12 protein-coding genes are annotated in these 15,596 nt (G+C 42.3%); 2 read left to right on the forward strand and 10 right to left on the reverse strand.

Going from position 1 to position 15,596, the window contains the following annotated elements:
- Nucleotides 1–172 precede the first annotated feature (172 nt).
- From NG821_RS01455 to NG821_RS01470, 4 genes are all read right to left on the reverse strand, one after another.
- Complete coding sequence (locus tag NG821_RS01455) at nt 173–601, reverse strand: PPC domain-containing DNA-binding protein (protein ID WP_252759886.1); 429 nt, start codon at nt 599–601, stop codon at nt 173–175.
- Between the two features lie 106 nt (nt 602–707).
- Nucleotides 708–1,742 (reverse strand): aldo/keto reductase, encoded by a 1,035-nt coding sequence (locus NG821_RS01460; RefSeq protein WP_252759887.1) that lies wholly within the window; start codon nt 1,740–1,742, stop codon nt 708–710.
- 177 nt (nt 1,743–1,919) lie between these two features.
- Nucleotides 1,920–2,804, reverse strand: a complete 885-nt coding sequence (locus NG821_RS01465) for a shikimate dehydrogenase family protein (protein WP_252759888.1) — start codon at nt 2,802–2,804, stop codon at nt 1,920–1,922.
- A 29-nt stretch (nt 2,805–2,833) separates the two neighbouring features.
- Nucleotides 2,834–3,490, reverse strand: a complete 657-nt coding sequence (locus NG821_RS01470; protein ID WP_252759889.1) for an HAD hydrolase family protein — start codon at nt 3,488–3,490, stop codon at nt 2,834–2,836.
- Between NG821_RS01470 and NG821_RS01475 the strand changes: the two genes are divergently transcribed.
- Nucleotides 3,461–4,330 (forward strand): AraC family transcriptional regulator, encoded by an 870-nt coding sequence (locus NG821_RS01475; RefSeq protein ID WP_252759890.1) that lies wholly within the window; start codon nt 3,461–3,463, stop codon nt 4,328–4,330. The two genes, NG821_RS01470 and NG821_RS01475, sit on opposite strands and share 30 nt — an antisense overlap.
- A 131-nt stretch (nt 4,331–4,461) precedes the next feature.
- Here the strand turns inward: NG821_RS01475 and NG821_RS01480 are convergent, their stop codons facing one another.
- The 4 genes from NG821_RS01480 to NG821_RS01495 all read right to left on the reverse strand — a co-directional run bounded on the left by NG821_RS01480 (nt 4,462) and on the right by NG821_RS01495 (nt 11,542).
- A complete protein-coding gene (locus NG821_RS01480; RefSeq protein ID WP_252759891.1) occupies nt 4,462–5,010 on the reverse strand; it encodes a cysteine hydrolase family protein in 549 nt (182 codons plus the stop codon).
- Nucleotides 5,011–5,616: 606 nt separating this feature from the next.
- On the reverse strand, nt 5,617–6,141 hold the full coding sequence (locus NG821_RS01485) for a ferritin (RefSeq protein WP_252759892.1): 525 nt from the start codon (nt 6,139–6,141) through the stop codon (nt 5,617–5,619).
- Nucleotides 6,142–6,471: 330 nt separating this feature from the next.
- A complete protein-coding gene (locus NG821_RS01490; RefSeq protein WP_252759893.1) occupies nt 6,472–8,934 on the reverse strand; it encodes an outer membrane beta-barrel family protein in 2,463 nt (820 codons plus the stop codon).
- Nucleotides 8,935–9,118: 184 nt separating this feature from the next.
- The gene (locus NG821_RS01495) at nt 9,119–11,542 is read right to left on the reverse strand and encodes a TonB-dependent receptor domain-containing protein (RefSeq protein ID WP_252759894.1); all 2,424 of its coding nucleotides are present in this window, start codon (nt 11,540–11,542) and stop codon (nt 9,119–9,121) included.
- A gap of 301 nt (nt 11,543–11,843) precedes the next feature.
- Here NG821_RS01495 and NG821_RS01500 point away from each other — a divergent pair, with 301 nt between their 5' ends.
- Nucleotides 11,844–12,842 carry a 2-hydroxyacid dehydrogenase gene (locus NG821_RS01500; protein WP_252759895.1) on the forward strand — a complete coding sequence of 333 codons (999 nt, stop codon included), beginning with the start codon at nt 11,844–11,846 and terminating at the stop codon, nt 12,840–12,842.
- Between the two features lie 52 nt (nt 12,843–12,894).
- Here NG821_RS01500 and NG821_RS01505 read toward each other — a convergent pair whose 3' ends face one another.
- Both NG821_RS01505 and NG821_RS01510 read right to left on the reverse strand, forming a co-directional pair.
- Nucleotides 12,895–13,836: a hypothetical protein gene (locus tag NG821_RS01505; RefSeq protein WP_252759896.1), complete on the reverse strand. Its 942-nt coding sequence runs from the start codon at nt 13,834–13,836 to the stop codon at nt 12,895–12,897.
- 148 nt (nt 13,837–13,984) lie between these two features.
- On the reverse strand, nt 13,985–15,142 hold the full coding sequence (locus tag NG821_RS01510; protein WP_252759897.1) for a carbohydrate porin: 1,158 nt from the start codon (nt 15,140–15,142) through the stop codon (nt 13,985–13,987).
- Nucleotides 15,143–15,596: the final 454 nt, after the last annotated feature.

The raw sequence follows: 15,596 nt of genomic DNA on the forward strand, positions 1-15,596 counted from the left end.
TGCTCTACTTCTGCCAGCCACATGGTCAATGCGCCGTTTCCACAGCCCAAATCAATGACTGTATCCCCCGCACGGATATCCAAAAGTTTCAATACGTCCTCACCATAGTGGTAAACAAAAGGAAAACATCGGAGTATTCTTGTGCATCCCAAGTTATGTTCATAACTTTTCCTTATTTAGAAAAATCATAACAATTCAATCCTAAAGTTGGATTGTAGGTACGCTCTATATCCTCCCCAAAATCTTCCACGACAAACTCTCCAGCACCGTTTAACACAGCGGATAGCAGGTGTCCGGCACGGGATGAATAATCTGCCCTTCCTACAGTGATATGTATATGCAGGTAAGGTTTTCCATTCATGGTAGAAATATTTCCGGTCAGATTAGATATTTCCATCTGTTCCCGGAAAGTCTTGTCTATGTACTTTTTGGTTTCCGGATTAAAGAAACGAAGAGTCACCTCGTTGATGGCGCCCAATCCCGTTATATTCCCGGATTTTATTTTCCTCTCTTCACAAAACAGATTTAGGGCTTTTACTATTTCCTCACCGGTGCTGACACTGATGATATATTTATTGCCTATCTGTTTATAGGTATACATTTTACTTGTTTCTTGTGCATTGGTTTCCAATGCCATTAAGTTAAACAATAAGATTATAACGCATAATAACCGATTCATGATATACTTCTTTTAAATTACTAATCCGTTAAAAAAACAATTGAGCTTTCAGTTCTGGTCGCTGATCCTGATGCCAATAAGGATAAGGTTTAGGTTGCCTACTTGCTTCTTCCAGACGTTTAATCTGTTCTTCAGACAAGTTCCAACCAACAGCTCCCAAGTTCTGTTTCAGGTGCTCTTCCGTGCGTGCACCTATAACCAGACTGCATACGGTGGGACGTTGCAGCAGCCAGTTGAGCGCCACTTGTGCAACTGTCTTTCCGGTTTCGGCAGCAATCTCATCCAATACGTCCACGATGTTGTATAACAGTTCATAGGATACGACATCATCACGTACAGGTACACCTCCGTTAGCTACACGTCCATCTGCCGGTATAGGAGTATTCCGGCGATATTTTCCTCCCAAACGACCTGCCGCAAGAGGACTCCAAATGAATGTTCCCACATGTTGGTCTACACCCAACGGCATCAGTTCCCATTCGAAATCCCGGTTCAGGAGCGAGTAATACACTTGATGTGCCACGTATTTATGCCAGCCATACTTTTCAGAAACTGCCAATGACTTCATCAAATGCCAGCCGGAAAAGTTGGAACAGCCTATGTAACCGACTTTACCGCTACTCACCAGGTCATCCAAGGCGCGTAGTGTCTCCTCAACTGGTGTATTGGCATCGAAACCGTGTATATAATAAAGGTCGATATGGTCCGTACCAAGTCGTTTCAGACTGGCTTCGCAAGCCCGGATAATATGATACCTCGAAGCTCCGGAGGCATTCCTGTCATTGTCACTCATAGGAAAAGTTCCTTTTGTAGCCAACAGCAGCCGATTGCGTTTTCCGGCGATGGCCTTTCCCAGTATTTCTTCTGCCAACCCACGAGAGTACATATCTGCCGTATCGAACATATTCAGACCGGCATCCAGACACATATCCACCATACGTGTAGCCTCAGACACATCTGTGTGTCCCCATCCTTCAAATCCATGTGTACCACCGAAAGTGGCAGTTCCCAAAGTCAATGCCGGAACAAAAAGTCCGGTTCCATTCAAATTCCTATATTCCATTGTGTATAAAATTAAAGATAATTATTTAAACTAATAATAGCAATACCGGCAAGCAGCTGACCGCAGTTGTGAAATAACGGAATCCGATTTTAGACATACCGATAAGCAGGACAGACAAAAACAATATTCCCCAGTCGGAAGGCGACTGTATTCACATTGAAAAGTCCATTATCTTAATCATAAATCAAGTACCTTTTTGAGTTCGTTACGCATGACTTCGGCCTCCACATCCACACCTGTCCAGTATTTCACGGCTATTACAGCCTGATTGACAAGCATATTCATGCCCGGAAGTACATGGTGACATCCACGCGCTATTGCATCCTTGACGAAATGGGTGTATGCAGGGTTAGGGATGCAGTCAGCCACGACCATGTGAGGCTGAAAAGTGTCGGAATCCATGTTCAGACGCTGATCCACATTTGGATAAAGCCCTACGGGAGTGGCATTGATCACAATGTCCGTGTCGGGCGGAATCTGGTAAGAATGATTCCATAAGACAAAGTCCGCCTTGGCGGGCGTCTTGTCGTTTAACAAATCGGCCAGTTCCTGCCCTGTATCATGAACATTCAAAATAGTAATGGATGCAGCTCCAGCCAAAGCCATTTCTACACTGATGGCACGTGCAGCACCACCAGCTCCGAACAGTACCACCTTCTTGCCCGGAATGGAGGTCACTTCCGAAATGGCTTTCACAAAACCTTTCCCATCCGTATTTTCACCTCTGGTTCTTTTGTCTTTTCCAATGATGACCGTGTTGACAGCCCCGATAATTTTAGCAGAGTCTCCCAATTCGTCCAGATATTGTATAACCTTGATCTTGTTGGGTATGGAACAGTTGAATCCTCTCCAGCCCATGGCCTTAGCTCCGTTTACGGCAGCTTCCAGATTTTCCGGTCCCACCTCACAGTTGATATATCTGTAGTGCATACCGTGATGCTTGAAAGCGGCTTCCATGATAGCCACAGTAGGGTTTTCGGACGCGGGTTTTGCAAATGAACCGACCAATCCCGGCAAAAAATCGGGAGCCGGAGTGTAATTTTTCAAATCATTGATACTCATAATCGGATAATTATATTGTTTACTAGATTCTACAATTTCAGGAAGACGGGATAGCTGTTTATAGCAGAACCTCGGAAATCGTAAACTGCTATTTTCAGAAATCTGTCATCAGTGACATTCATCAAATCCGGTACGATATCACACTTACCATAATAGGTATATGCCTGCTTTACAAAATCCGGATGACAATCCTCTATATATACCTTGTTTTTGCCGCATAAAACAGGATACGCTCCCTCTATTCCCCTAACTTCACGTATAACCTCACGGGCTTTTTCTATGAGAACATCCACTATTGGCAGTTCTTGAGAATTGAAAAGGACATAAGTTCTATTTTCTGCTATAAATATGACTTTATCTTTGATGAGGGTGAAAAGTTTCAGTAAGTTGTAATATTGTCGGTCGCTTGCAGCAGCAAACATTATATCTTCACTACTTAAATCTTCAAACGCAGTAAAAAACTCCGGATTCAGTATTCCCTTTAAATCCAAGAGCGTACCGTTCATATCGGATGCTATCAGTGTTATGGGTTTATTATTCATACCTCCAAATATCAATCTTTTGACACTGTAAAGGTAGGGCATATTTTTAACATATAATTCTATTATATTTGCTAAATACTTTCTTATATTTGCAGAAATGAAAAAAGAAGAAATATGGGCATACTGGAACGTAAAATTATCCATGAACGGACAACATTGTGTAGTCACATTCCTTATCCTCAATTCGTATTGCCCCGCCATAAGCACATCGAATACGAGATTATGCTGTTTACACGAGGAAGTGGAAAAGAGTTTGTCGGGGAAGGGGTTCTTGACTATCAGCAAGGTGACATTGCATTAATCGGCAGTAATGTACCACATTTGCATCTTTGCAATGCTAAACTGAATCCTACGATGGACTTTGAATTAAGTGCCGGAGAAGCTTTGCAGTTCCATCCAATAATATTTCCTTCTAATTTGGGGGATATTCCAGATTATCAGTATATTTATCAGTTGCTTCAAAAGAGCCAATATGGGATACGTTTTTATGATAAAGAGTTATTCGAGGAATTAAGGCAACGATTCCAAGAAATTGATCATTATGAATATACCCTTCGGATAATCGCTCTCTTTCAAATTTTGGAGCGGTTGTCTGCATGTAAACATACAAAATTTTTGTCCAGTACGGCATACAGCAGTACGAATTCTACCGTAGAAGCTAATGAACCTGTCAGTAAAGTATATACCTATTTATACAACCATTATAAGGAGAAAATCACATTGCGAGAAATCGCCGATTACGTCAAGCAAAATCCATCAGCATTATGTCGATATTTTCACCAGCGGACAGATAAAAGTATTTTCCAATGTCTTGCGGAAATTAGGGTGGATCACGCTTGTAAGTTACTATCATGTTCCAATTTGAACGTTTCTCAAATAGCCTACGAATCAGGGTATAGTAATGTCCCATATTTTATCAAACAATTTGAGAGCATCACTCAACGCACCCCGAAAGAATATCGTACTCAAATAGAAAAATTATAAAAATACTTGAGAATAAAAAAGGAAGAAACGAGTATGATCTATCGGTCTTATGTCGGAGAGATGCAAAAGGGTTATGCCAAAACCGGAGTTTGACATAACCCTTTATTCACAAGCCCTTAAAAACGGGCCTCTTAGAACTTTTTCAAGAATTCTTCAGTTTTTATGACCGGACAGAACCCGGCATTGATTGCCGACATAAATGCGGTCTGTACATCCTCAGCCTTGGCTACTTTACCATCATATTCCAGATCTCTCGTAGCACAGGCATCACTGATGAGTTCTACCTCAAAACCATTGTCCACAGCGGCACGTGTCGTCGTGTCAATACAGATATGCGTCATCATCCCCAGAATGGTCAGATGTGTTATACCCTCTTCTTTCAGATAAGGCAGCAAACCTGTCTCCCGAAAACTGTTGGGATAATGCTTGATGAAGACCTTGTCTCCCTCCTTCGGTTGTATCTCGGAACGAATCTCGATACCCTTTGTGCCGGGAATAAAGAAAGTCGCATCTTTCTCCTGAGCGATATGCCGCATGTAAAGCACAGGAAGACCTTTTGCCCTGAATGCATCTGCTATTTTAATGGCATTGGCACATGCGGCCTCAGGATGCACCAATTCCATATTTCCACCCTTGAAATAGTCGTTTTGAATGTCTACGATTAATAATGCTCTTTTCATTTCATATAAAAATTTAATAATCCCATAAGTTTAATAGTCATTTCACTCACATGGACAATCCACTCACATGGACAATCGTCCAATATCTTTAGAATCGGAAATTCCTCTCACTATACTGCATGACAGAAGAGACAAAGCAGTGACGTCTCTGCCAACGCTATCGGCATCCCCGAAAAGAGCTGGCAACCCATCCCTGCAGACTCTACCGACTGCCGCACGCTCCGAACTGACGGAATAGGCAAGTCCATTTAGGACAAGGTGTCGGAAAAGCCACAACAACAGTGACTGTTTCTATAAAAATATTTTTAGAATTCCCAAGAACAATCTTTTACTTATCTTCTCTCTTCGTGCTGTTCCACGCCGAACAAGCCACCTTCTATCTCTCGCCAACAAGATACGTTTCGATCAAAGTCCGTCGCTATTACGAGAAAGTCAACTGCACCATACACAAATCCTTTTCTGAAGAAAAATGGCAGTAAAAACCAGTTTTACCACCATTTAATTGACACCGACTCCTCAACTGTTGACAAGGCTGTATCACTATTCACAGAATAACCGCCAAGCGGTTGACGAGATACATCCTGCAACACGAATATCGGTTTTGATTTACAAGACAGATTGCTCCAATGGCCCTGCCTGCTGATATTTCCTCTCACCGAGTTCTTTATCCAGCATATAAAGTCCAAAGCCATTCTCCTTGATCATATCAAGTTTGTCAATAATGTCCCTGGCTTCATCCTCTTCTTCTACCTGTTCGTCAATGAACCACTGAAGCATGCTCTCTGTAGCATAATCATTGTTCTTCTTGGTCAAAGTGACGAGGGTATTGATTTTCTCAGTGACCTCACGCTCATGTCCCAAAGTATTCACGAACACTTCACGAACGGATTTCCACTCTTTTGGAACAGCCTCAACAGCCTCCAGAAGAACCCTGCCATTACGGCGTACGATATAATTGAACAGAATCTTAGCATGATCCTGCTCTTCCTTAAACTGGACTTCAAACCAGCGAGCCATACCTGTCTGACGGATAGAATGGCAATAGGCTGCCATAGACAGATAAAGATAAGCTGACCACATTTCCACGTTGATCTGCTCATTCAGAGCTTTTTCAATTTCTTTTTTCAACATAAATTCCTCCTGCTTTTAATAATTTCAGAAAACCTCAAATTTTAATTCCTTAGACGATCGACCTTCTCCCAGGCTGATCGCAATCCAAAGATAGATATAATAATCAAGAATGAGAAATGCAGCAATTGGAAACATCGGGCTATTAAGTATTTTTAACCCTTTCAGAAATTCTATGTTCTTAAGCACAAAAAAAATCACCTTTCTCTATCCTGAGATAGGAAAAGGTGATTTATTTTGCTGATAACGACTAAGTTTTCTAATGAAATTCAGCCATCTGAACAATCGATGTTATATAAGGAATGTCTACAGAGAAGAGACTCAAATGCAGCGTTAATCTCCTGCATTTTCAGGTGCCTCATCGTCAGATCCTGAATTGGAATTCTCTTCATCTCCAGGTTGGGGTAACGGTTTCTTATGTTTAGCCATCGAATTCCCGAAATTCCAAGTAAGCGTAAAATTGATTTTTCTGCCTCTCCGCTGATTGAATTGATAGCGGCTGAATGTATCAGAACTCGTATAAGATTCGAATTTACGGCTATTGAGTAGATCACGGCAACTCACAGACAAGACAAGTGCCTTGTTCAAGAAACTCTTTCTCAAGCCGAAGTCCATCGAGAAATTCGGTTTACGATAACCTTGAGCAATGCTCTGACGACTGCGATAGCGCGCAGATGTCTGGATAGAGATGTCATAAGGTAAGATCACACTTGCCATCATCCTGGCATTCCACGTAAAATTGTTCTCACCTGCCCCATAGATCGTCTGTCCATCCATATCATAGTTGAAACCATTCAACTTATAATAATATGCATTTACATTCGTCGTCAGGTCCAGGATCCGGAACAGTTTGTCTTGAAGGGTAGCCTCTATACCAGTACTCTGACTCTTGGCCACATTGAGGTTGGTCTGGTACATCAGACCGTCAGTGCTACTCTGGTAGTTAATACGCTGGATCACATCAGAGGTAGGACGGTAATAAGCACTGACCAGAAGAGAATGTTCTATCCATGTATGAAGGTAATTGAAAGACAGGGAATGAGAATATTCCGGGGTCAGCAGTGGATTACCAAATGAGATGATGGAGGCATCACTGGTGTTCTTAAAAGAATTGAGTTGTCCCCCTCTTGGCCGTTTCAATCTTCTGGTATAATTGAGTTGGAGTTGGTCGTTTTTAGCGATCTGGTAACTCAGGAAAACACTCGGGAAGAGTTGGAAATTGTTTTTCTTGAACTCCGGATCACGTTTAGAAGAATCATGTTCCTGATCCCAATCATAACTGTTCGTCTTCACATTCCAGTATTCACCTCTCAATCCGCCCATAATTCCGATTTTACCCAACTGGTATTGGACAGTGAGGTAAAGCGCATGAATATTCATGTCATAGATAAAACGGTTGTAGTAAGTTTTATCCTCTGCCTGATTTCTGCCATCCCAGTAAGTACTATCCATGTATGACTCTTGGGGCGTATTCTCTTGAGAGAAATTTCCCTGATACCCTGCCTGAAGCTTCAAGTCCTTGGTCAACTGATTCTCGTAATCCAGTTTGACCTCTTGAGAGTGGTTGCGGATATGCTGCGGCCGATACTGATAATCATAGATGGTAGGTTTGTCATCTTCCATATAGGCGGTAGAGTCCTGATAATAATTATCATTGTCCGATTTCCATGTATTGAAATCTACCGTAAGATCCAGGAAATGCTTATCCGTGAAATTATGCCTATAATTGAACTCCCCATAGAGCATATTCATCTTCCCAATGCTATGCGTATAGCGCGTCATCAGATAGGAATCTGTCGCAGCGCCCGTCATGCCATAATGATAAGGTGTGGTGCTCCAGTCCTTCATTTGACCATGCATCATCATCCCGCTCAAAGAGAGATCGTCGTGAGATGTAGCGTGCCAGGTGATGCCAGCTCTGGAGAACAAATGGTTCCCCATTTTATCATCACTGGTATTATAGTTCTGGTATTCTCCCGTTTTCAGGAAATTCTGATCGCTTTTCTCACGGCCCTTATTGTCCATGTGTCGGTAACCGACATTGAAGTAGGCATCTATACTCTTGTTGTTATAATTGAAATTAAAACTGGTATTTGCACCCCCACGCGTATCACCACCGCTCTGTACAGAACCGTAATAACCGGCTTTGCGGTCTTTCTTCAAGACAATGTTAATGATACCTGCAGAACCTTCTGCAGAGAATTTAGCAGAAGGATTGTCTATGACCTCAATATGATCAATGCTCTCTGCAGGGAGTTGCTGAAGGATCTGGGCCCTGTTGTCAGAAGTCAGTCCACTCGCCTTGCCGTTGATCCATACCTCTACACTCTCGTCTCCTCGAAGAGAAATATTGCCATCGTTGTCCACCTCTACTGAAGGGACATTCTCCAAGACGTCAGTAGCCGCCTGACCGGAATTAGAAATCATCTGACCTACATCAAAAGATTTACGGTCAACTTCCAATTTCATCGGTGATTTCTGGCCAGTAACTGTAACTTCTTTAAGCATTTTCGAATCCTCTATCAGATAGAGCGGTTGAAAATGGAAAGACTTGTTCTTATCAGTAACAGTAAAGTCTCGCTTCAGATCACGGTAACCCACATAGGTTACATACAGAGTGTAACTACCTTTTGGCAAGCCACTGACAGTGAAATTCCCGTTCACGTCAGTCACTCCTCCCTTTACAAGATCGGTGCTGTCCCGATGGGAAACCCGAACAGTAACAAACCCCACAGGCTCATTACTTTTCTTATCCAAAACTTTGCCTTTAACTAATCCCTGAGCTGATGCTGTCATTGCACAACAGATCAGCATAAAAAAAATAATAAATCGAGTCATACTACCCCTTAGATGAAAATCCATCTAAAAAGTTTAATTACTTAACAAAAAAATAAGATTTGTTTCGATTAAAAGGCAAAAAAGGTTACGTCAAAGCTATTTTTGGCGTAACCTTCTTTAGAAAATATGACTCTCCTATATTTTAGAAAGCATAGGAGAAAGTAACTCCGAAGTTACGAGGATCCGTAGGAGTCAGGAAAGCCTGAGGATAGTAGGCATTATAGCCCTTTGAATTGGTCAGGTTATTGAGAACGACCCGTACTGTATAATGGGTCCAAGTATAGGCGAGTTGCATATTTACTGTCGTATATGCAGACAGATTAAACGGCTTCACACCCGGAGTAACCTTTTGGATTTCACTCCCGCCAGCTACGACATTGACAGCCGTAGATTTCGAGTAGTCGTCCACCGGTCTCTTCCCTACATAATAGGCACCACCACCAATGGAGAGGCCTTTCAGGAAACCTCTATTGAACATATAGTTGATCCAGCCATTGGCCAGGTTCTTTGCCGTACCCATAGGTTCTGAACCGTCGACATAAGATTTCACACCCTCGTATTTAGCATGAAGATGAGTATATCCCAGCAAAACTTCCAAGTTGCTCAGGACATGACCGACCACCTCTGTTTCGATACCGTTTCGTTTCAAACTTCCACTTTGATCGTAATAGACATTACCGGTTGTCTGATCAGTAACCTGATAAGAATAATCATTGTTATTCATTATAAAATAGGTGAAGTTGAAGCGGAGACGATGATTGAAGAAATCAGACTTCACACCCATCTCATATTGGTGAGTGACCGTATTGCCAAGTTTATTTCCATTCTTGTCAATGTATTCAGCAGTAGCGATATCAGATACCGTCGTATAAGAACCGAAGAAATGGATATTCTCCAGAGGAGAAAGGAACACCCCGAATATCGGGTCTACACCATGTCCGGCAGTATAGGTATTTGTCTTCCGGTCAACACTTTCAGTGTGACTGTAACGCAAACCGAGCAAACCTTTTACGTACCTGTTGACGGTGATCATATCCTGTCCATAAGCTCCATACGTACTGTAATAGCGGTTATAATACCGTCCCTTGTTTTCAGTATAAGTCAGATTCTGATTACTGAGCGTATTGGTAAAGGGTTTGTAGACATCGATGGTATCAATGTTATTAGAATTAAAGGCCTGGGAGAACCATTCATTGTGCCGGTAGTCAACACCAGTTTGGAAAGTATGGTGTATTCCCCAAGTATCCAAGTCATGCCCGACCAATGCAATGCTGACCACTGAACTCTTGTCATTTTCCGTGACATGGTTCATATACCGATAACGGACATTTCCTACGCCAGTTGCTTTGAAAGCATCTGCATCAAGGCCTGCGACAGCAGAATTGAAATCCTGTTTGAATCTAGAACCGTAATAACTGAGTTTCAAATCCAGTTTGTCTGTAAGTGATCTGATGAGGCGCAATCCCCAGAACTGCGCATCCGTCGTATTATGATCAGAAGTGAAACCGAGGAATTTATTATTAGGAATATCCCAAAGTCCGTTGACACTGTCAGCAGCCAAGTTGACCGTTCCACGATCAGGAGTTCTGGAATCATGCTGGAAATGGAATTCACCGATGATTCTCGTCTTGTCATCAGGTTTCCATGCGAAAGACGGGTTGATGGCGAAGCGTTGATTGGTCGTATGCTCACGATAGCCGTCCCCGGCTTCCACAGCCCCGGCAAGACGAACAGAAAAGCGTTTATTCAACAGTCTTTCCACATCATACGTCGCACGTACATTATTCCAACTCCCATAGCGGAGACTGACATTCCCTGCATTCATGAAGTTAGGTGTCTTGGTGACTGCATTGACGATTCCGCCCACAGCACCCAGAGAATTACTCAAACCTTGGGAGATCGCATAAGAACCCTTCAAGACCTGGATGTTGTCAATGGTTGCCATATCCGGCATGATGCCATGTCCACGGAAATCATTATCCAGTTGAATACCGTTCATCAATGTCGTAATACCCCGAATACCCCTGATCGTATAAGAATTACCGATACCGCCGAAATTAGAAAACAAGATCACTCCTGTTACGTTCCGCAAGGCATCGCTGATATCCTGGTTATCCTGCTCCTGGATCAATCTGCTGGAGATCGTAGAAACACTCTGGATCTGCTCATTCGCACCCAAAGGCATTCCTGTGATTGCATCCAATTTATCCGGTTGCTTACGGGTATGTCCGAAAACTTCCACTGTACTCAACACCGTATCATAAGGCTGAAGGGTGAAAGAACCAGCATGCTCCCCAGTATGCAAAGTCACCTTTTTAGTTTTATACCCCACATTGGAAATGACCACCGTATATGTTCCCGGAGAAGGGAGAGTGATGGAAAATTTCCCGTTTACATCTGTCTGTGTGGTGATATTCTGCCCTACTACCCTTACGGATGCGCCTGATAGCGGTTGTCCGCCAAGAGCCATGATCTCTCCCTGTGCGGAAGACTCATTCTGGGCTTGTACCATGACTGTCTGAAACAACAGCGTGAGTACAAACAATAACAATTTAAATCTTTTCATTTTACATTAAATTAGATCAATCTTTTTAATACAACTTACCCTAAAAAACTGGCGACAAAATTACACTTCTTTTAACTCTCCCACAATCCTTTAAAATTATGATTTTTTAAGACCGAATTGTAAGTTGATACCTACTTATGAGTATGGTACATCGTGATGCTACCAGCCCATCCGTCTCAAATACCATTAGCCAATACGGTGATTTTCCCACTTTACACCCGATATATTTGGATAATTGCCAAATAATTGATAGATTTGCAAAAGATTATATTCAGGACATATTAAAATTATTTTATCAATTATGGCAACAACAATAGCTTTTTTCGATGCAAAATCGTATGATATAAAATCCTTCGATGGTCTTAATAAGGATTATGGTTTCAATATAGAATATTTTAAGGAGCACCTCTCCCTCAAGACACTGCCTTTGGCAAAGGGAGCCGATGTCGTCTGCATTTTCGTCAATGCAGAGTGTGACAAAAAGGTGATAGACGGTTTGGTAGCTAATGGTGTCAAACTGATAGCGCTGCGCTGTGCAGGTTTCAATAATGTCGATCTAAAGGCAGCCAAAGGCAAGATCAAGGTGGTCCGCGTACCAGCCTACTCCCCTCACGCTGTAGCAGAATATGCCGTCACCCTGATGTTGAGTTTGAATCGAAAAGTTTATCGTGCCGTCAACCGGACACGCGACGGGAATTTCAAACTCTCCGGACTTTTAGGATTTGACATGTATGGCAAGACTGTAGGTGTAATAGGTATGGGACGAGTAGCCAAGGTCCTCATCGAAATTCTGAGAGGATTCGGAATGAATGTTCTAGCCTACGATCTCTATCCCGACAAGAAATTCGCCGAGGAGCATCAGGTGAAGATCGTAGGATTGGATGAACTCTACCGCAACAGTGACATCATCTCCCTCCATTGCCCGCTGACCCCTGATACGAAATTCATGATCAATAAAGATAGCATTGCCAAGATGAAACCGGGCATCATGATCATCAATACGGGGCGTGGAAAACTCATCCATACCGAAGATCTCATCGAAGGTCTGCGGACCAAGAAAGTAGGTTCAGCAGGACTGGATGTCTACGAAGAGGAACAAAATTATTTTTATGAAGACCTTAGTGAGAAGATGATTGACGACGATGTTCTGGCACGTCTGCTGATGATGCCTAACGTCATCCTGACATCTCATCAGGCATTCTTCACTAAGGAAGCTTTACACAATATAGGTAAGACAACATTGGACAGTGTCAAAGCCTTTTCAGAAGGACAACCATTGGTGAATGAGATAAAGGCTTAATGCCTTTGCAGGTAGACAGTCTGGAAAACAAATAAGGGAACAGACTTGGTGATCAGAAGGATTCAACTTCCAGCAATCCCTGGACACCACCTGTACTCCCGACAATCATCGTGTCTTTATCCTTAAAGCACAGGCCTTCAGGTTCAGAAGGCACGATCTTGCCGTCGGCGCCATAGGTGACAGGTGTCAATTTGTTTACAATCGTATAAGTGTGGTCAGCATTCAACTGTATCTTCAGGAGATGAGGCTCTTTGAAACCGGTGCACAGATAAATATAACCGTTCCGATAGCAACATCCTTGATACACCCCGGTCTCTTCACCGGTATAGGTATCCAGAACCTTTAATGTACCATTGTATTCATGATCTGATTTTCCTTTGAGGAATGTTCCCCAGGCAGTCGTGTCATTTTGGTTTTTAGAATGGTCCGAGAAATCTGCAACGCCGACACCCAACAGACATCTGAAGATCTTTCTCGGTGCGTTCTGACCAGTCAACAAATAGATTATCCGAGGATTACCTCCCCATGTACAGATCAGACCACTGCCGCCTATTTCCTTTTTGTCTGTAGCCAATAGAATGGATACGACGTCTCTGTCATGAATGTCCAGTTGTGTGCCCGCAGCAACCTTAGCCGCAAAATGAGTGACCAGATCCAGTCTGGGTTTTACCGTAGTCCTCCAAGTCCCGTTTCCGACTGCCAGCACATCAGTTGTAGCATTGTAATCGACAGTTGCAGCATGACCCAAATTGTGTTTCATTGGACGTAACGGTTGATAATCCAAATTCCATCGTAATATTTCAGCAAAAGAAGAATGGTCATCTTCCGAAGCCTTAAAATGCAGAATTGTCTTTCCTACGATTGTCAATCCCTGATTGGCACAATCACGTGTTTTACGGACAAAGGGAATATTGCCTAAAGCTACCTCCCGATTTGAAGAAACATCAGGTCTGTTCTGAGCCTTCGACTGTAAACCCATTCCCATAATCATCATAAGGGAAAGTGTTATTCTAAGAATTTGCTTCATGTTAAATGTCTATCATACCGTCCATTCATGGTTTTAAATAAATACGGACAAGAGACAGGAAATAGTATACTATCCGGTCATACGTTAACACATTATAACCTCTATTCTGTTGTATCTACAAATCCACTCTGGCACGCAACAAAGCTACGGAATGATAATGGCTGGTGATATGGAAGAACTGTAAGTCAGGTTGGATCGTAAGGTGCGGAATGACAGGCAGACTGTAAGTCAGTTCCATGCAATTTTCATTTTCACAACCATTATAGAGCGAACGGTTAAAAGATAAACCCATCGCATCATCTTGTCTGATCAGATGCTCACACACAAGTCCGGCTGCCATATATAAATAGGTGTCATTCTTGCGTTTCGGCGCATATCCCCCTTCAAGGAGCAGTCCTAAGGGGCAGCGCCCGGAGATCAAAGGTTGTTCTATCAGTCCGAAACAGGACCAGTTGAAGCATTTTTTACGATAACTCTCCCCCGTATTTTCGTCCATTCTGGTTCTTGGGGTCGAATTACACTCGGCTCCAAAATGATATTCTCCTGTAACACTCCCGGGATGTTCAGTGGCGGAATAACCGACTTCAAAGGCATCCGCCCATCCATCTTTTGAAGGGCGGAAACGGAACGCCTCATCCCAATGGTGGGAAGCCCGGCCATTATAAAGAGAATTTTTAATGGTGAGATGATTCCCCGGTGTCCATACCAAATGGAGACACAACGCAGCTTCCGGATAATTGGCAAGGCTGCAGTTATCAGCCAACGTTGGAAAAATCCCATAAGAACTGTTGATGAACAAACTCGTAAGGGGTGTGGTGAAATAATCGACATTCATATTCCTCACACCTACGAAGGCTGTAAGATGGTCTGAAATCTTTTGAGTGATTCCAACTACGGCAGGAGAAAGGGGAATCTGCTCGTCGGTTTGGATATTGGAAAAGGACTGAGGGTCATCGAGAACCGTCCAGCATTTACCTTTACCCAGACGTGTATTTTGGTTGGCAAGAACCCCAGCCTCTCCCACTGCTCCTTTCCAAAGAGGAACCTGAGCATCCATATTCAGGTAGTTCTCCCAATTGACCTTCCCTTCAGCCATATTCCAAGAGCCTTCAGTGGTAAACGTGACTGCAATTCCTATTTCATGGTTTTCATCCGCATACGATGTAGTTACTAGGGGTACAATGAAAAAAAAGAGGCTCAATCTATAAAAACTGTTCATTCTGTCTTCCTCATAATGTTCTAATTGGTTCTCTGCCTGACATCTCTCATTCATTCTCATGAACATCTAACAGGCATTATCAGGTCTAACTCATTTCTAAAATGCAAAAGTATCTTAATTTGTTAAAATAGGCAATACTTACAACTCGGTATTTTTTAATTCTATTTATAATAAAATAATCAGCATCAATACCTATAATTGATGATTTTCCTCTTCTTTCAATCATGAGATAACCATTTCATGAAATCAAGAGCATGCTTAACCTACACTTAAGAGAAAAAACAACGAGACACGAAAAACGTATGTTCTAACAAAAGAATTACACAAACATATCAATTTTATATTCAACAAATAGTTTTCTGTCCTACCTCTTTCCGATCTTTCATCAACAAAAAACGAAAGAAGAAAGGAATTAATCCGTTGAATGCAATGGAAACACAATTTTATATAATATTATAAAAATTTCATATTGCTTATTGGTACTCAAGTTCTATTCAATAAAGTGCAA

Origin of the sequence: Segatella cerevisiae, from assembly GCF_024054555.1 — a bacterium.
Classification (GTDB): domain Bacteria; phylum Bacteroidota; class Bacteroidia; order Bacteroidales; family Bacteroidaceae; genus Prevotella; species Prevotella cerevisiae.